The sequence below is a fragment of the Acinetobacter portensis genome (genome assembly GCF_009372215.1).
In the GTDB taxonomy this organism is placed as follows: Bacteria; Pseudomonadota; Gammaproteobacteria; order Pseudomonadales; family Moraxellaceae; genus Acinetobacter; species Acinetobacter portensis.
This window is the reverse complement of record NZ_LWRV01000056.1, coordinates 1-3,426: the sequence shown is the minus strand read 5'-3', so window position 1 is coordinate 3,426 and position 3,426 is coordinate 1. Positions and strand designations below refer to the sequence as shown.

Genomic DNA, 3,426 nt, shown 5'->3' with positions numbered 1-3,426 from the left:
TGAAATGTCAACAGACCCTAGATTTATTATTAATCTACGCAAATTCTCGTATTTTTAGAGAATCTATGAGGAATTTTGTAATTATTGGCTCTCTCCCCCCTTATTTTTCAAAATAATAAAAAAGAGCCGAAATGACTCTTTTTTACTTTCTGGTGAAATTTAGGCTATTTACTTACCATTACAGCAGGATCTGTTGCTTTCAACTTTCCAACTTTTCGCCACGGATTTTTTCGGTGGTATTTTTGTTCAAGATAATCGAGCCCCGTCCAATACCAAGGAATTAAATGTTGTTTAACCATGGGGAATGCAAAAATGTTAAAACCAATCCACGGTAAAAATGGACTACGTCGACCATAAGCCCAAAGTTCAATACGTGTAGATGGTCGCACGCTTGGTCCTCGAGCATGAAAACCGTAAGTATCTGCAACAACCAATGTGTTTTTTTTCACAGCAAATGCTTGTGGCTGACCATACCCCAAACTTTCTAACTCACTCTGCTGAATTCTTAACGAACCTCGACGACTCAGCGCATTCGATTTTTCATTCATTGCAACAGATTGTTGATGCTCCCAATCTAGACGCTGTTCATTCACAATATGTGAACCCGGAACATAAACAAAAGGACCTTCATCTTCTGCCACATCGGTTAAGAACAACCATGCTTTTACACTTGAGTGAAAAGTATCACTATGTAAATTTGTTTGTGGATCGGGACGAGATTTACGAACATGCGATAAAATCACTTGCACATAATACATGGGCTGAACTTTAGAACTTGCTACATAGTTCAAAAGCCCTTTCCATTTAGCATCATTCAGTAATTTTTCAGTTGCAGGTAATTGTTTTAAGGTTTCACCATCTAGCGCCATTCGACGTGTAACCGTATCACCTTGCAATGTTTCTCTGGTTTCTAATGGCGTTTCTAAAAGTTCTTTTGATAGCTTTTCAAAATCATCTTCAGGCAAAAAGTTTTCTTTTAAAATAAAGCCATTTTTTTGAAATTGCTCCACTTCATCTTGGGTAAGCATTTCTGCGAGTTTTTGTCGTCTGTTGTACGCAAGTTTAGATGCAAGTTCTACCCGATAACGATGCAAACCTAACTCATTAAACCGTTGATTGCCAATAATTAAATGCGATTCAAAGCTTTTCGCAAATCCGAAAAGTGTTGTGGCATCTACCACAAACTTTTTCGGATTTGCTTTCGCTATTGTTTTTAATTCTTGTAGGACTATTTTCTTATTTGGATATGTCCAAACTTTCTTTAATGCAGATAACACAACGTTCTCACATTTTTAACTTAGTTGTTTTTCAGGCCTGCTTCTAAAACATCAAACAAATCATCGGCAATTGAAGTACCAAATTGATTGTCGATTTCACGAATACACGTTGGGCTTGTCACATTAATTTCTGTCACATAATTACCAATGACATCCAAACCAACAAAAACCAATCCTTTTTCACGTAAAAATGGACCAACTTTTGCTGCAATTGCTTTGTCATTTTCGGTTAAAGCACGAGCTTCTCCACGACCACCTGCAGCCAAATTACCACGCGTTTCACCATTTTGCGGAATACGTGCAAGACAATAAGGTACAGGTTCACCATTAATCATTAATATACGTTTATCACCATCGACAATTTCAGGAATATAGCGCTGAGCCATAATAGGTTGTTGACCCATTTCAGTGAGCATTTCTAACGTAGAACCTGTATTTGCACCATCAATCGTTAAACGAAAAATACCTGTTCCGCCCATGCCATCGAGTGGTTTTACAATCACGTCTTTATGTTCTGCAATAAATTCACGAATAAGGCTTTGTTGTGATGTTACTAATGTTGGCACTTGAAGTTCAGGGAACTGTGTTGCGAATAGTTTTTCGTTACAGTCACGTAGGCTTTGTGGTTTGTTAATAATCCATGCGCCTTCACGCTCTGCTTGTTCTAGAATATACGTGGTATAGACAAAGTTCATATCGAACGGAGGATCTTTACGCATAAGTACCACGTCGTACGCAGCAATTGATTGTTTTTGTTTTTCACCTAACTCAAAATAATGGTCGTAATCTTCAAATACTTTTAAAGGCGAAATCAGACCAAATGCTTTACCTTGATCAATATATAAATCTTGTTGTAATGCATAACCTAGTTCATGACCACGTCGTGCCGCAGCCCAAAGCATAGCCATTGATGAGTCTTTTTTTAGATTTACATTTTCGATGGGATCCATCACAACAAGTACGCGCATATTTCTGCTCTTTTAAAAATGATCTGCTTAGGAGTATAACGGAGATTTCCTGTTTCTTTTTCTGAATTTCCGTAATCCTTTTTATTCTTTTATGTTGAGGATGTTTTGATGCAACAAGCAATTATTGGTTTTCATTTGGATGATGAAAATCATTGGGTAGCAAATTTGGCTTGCGGGCATAATCAGCATGTTCGCCATACACCACCGTGGCAGAACCGTCCATGGGTATTAACGGAAGATGGTCGCAATGAAAAATTAGGTGTGATGTTAGAATGTAAGCTTTGTGATGATGAGTTAAATAATTAAAATAATAGTGTTATATTTTATTTACTTATAAAAACTAAGAATTCAAAGTTATGTCTACGCCTGTTTGGATTTGTTTGTATATTTTCATTAGCTTAACCTGTAAATGGATTCTTTCATGGGGTGGTGCAGATGCAATTAAGGGATGGAAAAGTATTTTTTTCTTTGATGGAAATTCTGAAGAATGGAATACAGAACAACTTAGAGCAATGGCTTTATTCACTTGGATAGGATTCACTATTCTTTTTATCGTCGGGTTAATTTTTCCTGAGTATCGGTTTTATAAGTTGTATTCGTAGATAGATTTAGATTTCGTATAATCCCTTTCATTAAATACAAACTATTCTTGCATAGTCAGTCATTGGACCAATATTTATAAATATTTCTTCTAGTTTTTCCTTAGCTTCATTCGGTATCCAAATAGCCCTAACTTCATTTTGATATGTATATTTAAAATGCTTTGCAAAAAAAATATCGACTTCATAAGGCTTTGCATTTAAAGGATCAAGATATCTAACAGGTGTAGCAAAGCCATTAAATTCAGGTACCTTCGATTTCATAGCCTTCATCATTCTTTGGAAGAGTATTCTTGGTTTATCGATTACAATACAACAATCAGCATCGAAATCATCAAATTCACGATAAGTGTATTTAGAAGCAAAGCAATGTACATAATAATTAGTATTGCTTTCTAGCTTAAATTTAACATTTCCAAATACAGGAATGTCAGAACCTTCAATATTTTTTATAATCAGATCATCGGCTCGCATTAACAACTCAAATGTTAATTCATCATCTCTTATAGCATTATTCAGTGATGGATCATTGTAATAAGAAGCAGGAGTAATTCTAATATCAGGCGAATTCAAACATGAGGT

Annotated in this window: 5 protein-coding genes; 2 read left to right on the top strand and 3 right to left on the bottom strand. The window is 35.8% G+C overall.

Annotation, left to right across the window (positions count from 1 at the left end; translation table 11 throughout):
- Positions 1 to 164: 164 nt before the first annotated feature.
- Together A6M14_RS05925 and gshB are read right to left on the bottom strand one after the other, a co-directional pair.
- Positions 165 to 1,277, bottom strand: a complete 1,113-nt coding sequence (locus A6M14_RS05925) for a phytanoyl-CoA dioxygenase family protein (RefSeq protein ID WP_206669621.1) — start codon at positions 1,275 to 1,277, stop codon at positions 165 to 167.
- Between the two features lie 20 nt (positions 1,278 to 1,297).
- Complete coding sequence (gene gshB, locus A6M14_RS05920) at positions 1,298 to 2,245, bottom strand: glutathione synthase (RefSeq protein WP_152874075.1); 948 nt, start codon at positions 2,243 to 2,245, stop codon at positions 1,298 to 1,300.
- A 108-nt stretch (positions 2,246 to 2,353) separates the two neighbouring features.
- On the opposite strand from gshB, the gene A6M14_RS05915 reads away from it, so the two are divergent.
- The gene (locus A6M14_RS05915) at positions 2,354 to 2,551 is read left to right on the top strand and encodes a DUF3565 domain-containing protein (protein ID WP_152874074.1); all 198 of its coding nucleotides are present in this window, start codon (positions 2,354 to 2,356) and stop codon (positions 2,549 to 2,551) included.
- Between the two features lie 50 nt (positions 2,552 to 2,601).
- Entirely contained in the window at positions 2,602 to 2,847 is a 246-nt protein-coding gene (locus tag A6M14_RS05910; RefSeq protein WP_152874073.1) for a hypothetical protein, read from the top strand.
- Positions 2,848 to 2,877: 30 nt separating this feature from the next.
- Here A6M14_RS05910 and A6M14_RS14085 read toward each other — a convergent pair.
- Positions 2,878 to 3,426: hypothetical protein (locus tag A6M14_RS14085; RefSeq protein WP_171500247.1), on the bottom strand; the 549-nt coding region annotated here is incomplete at its 5' end.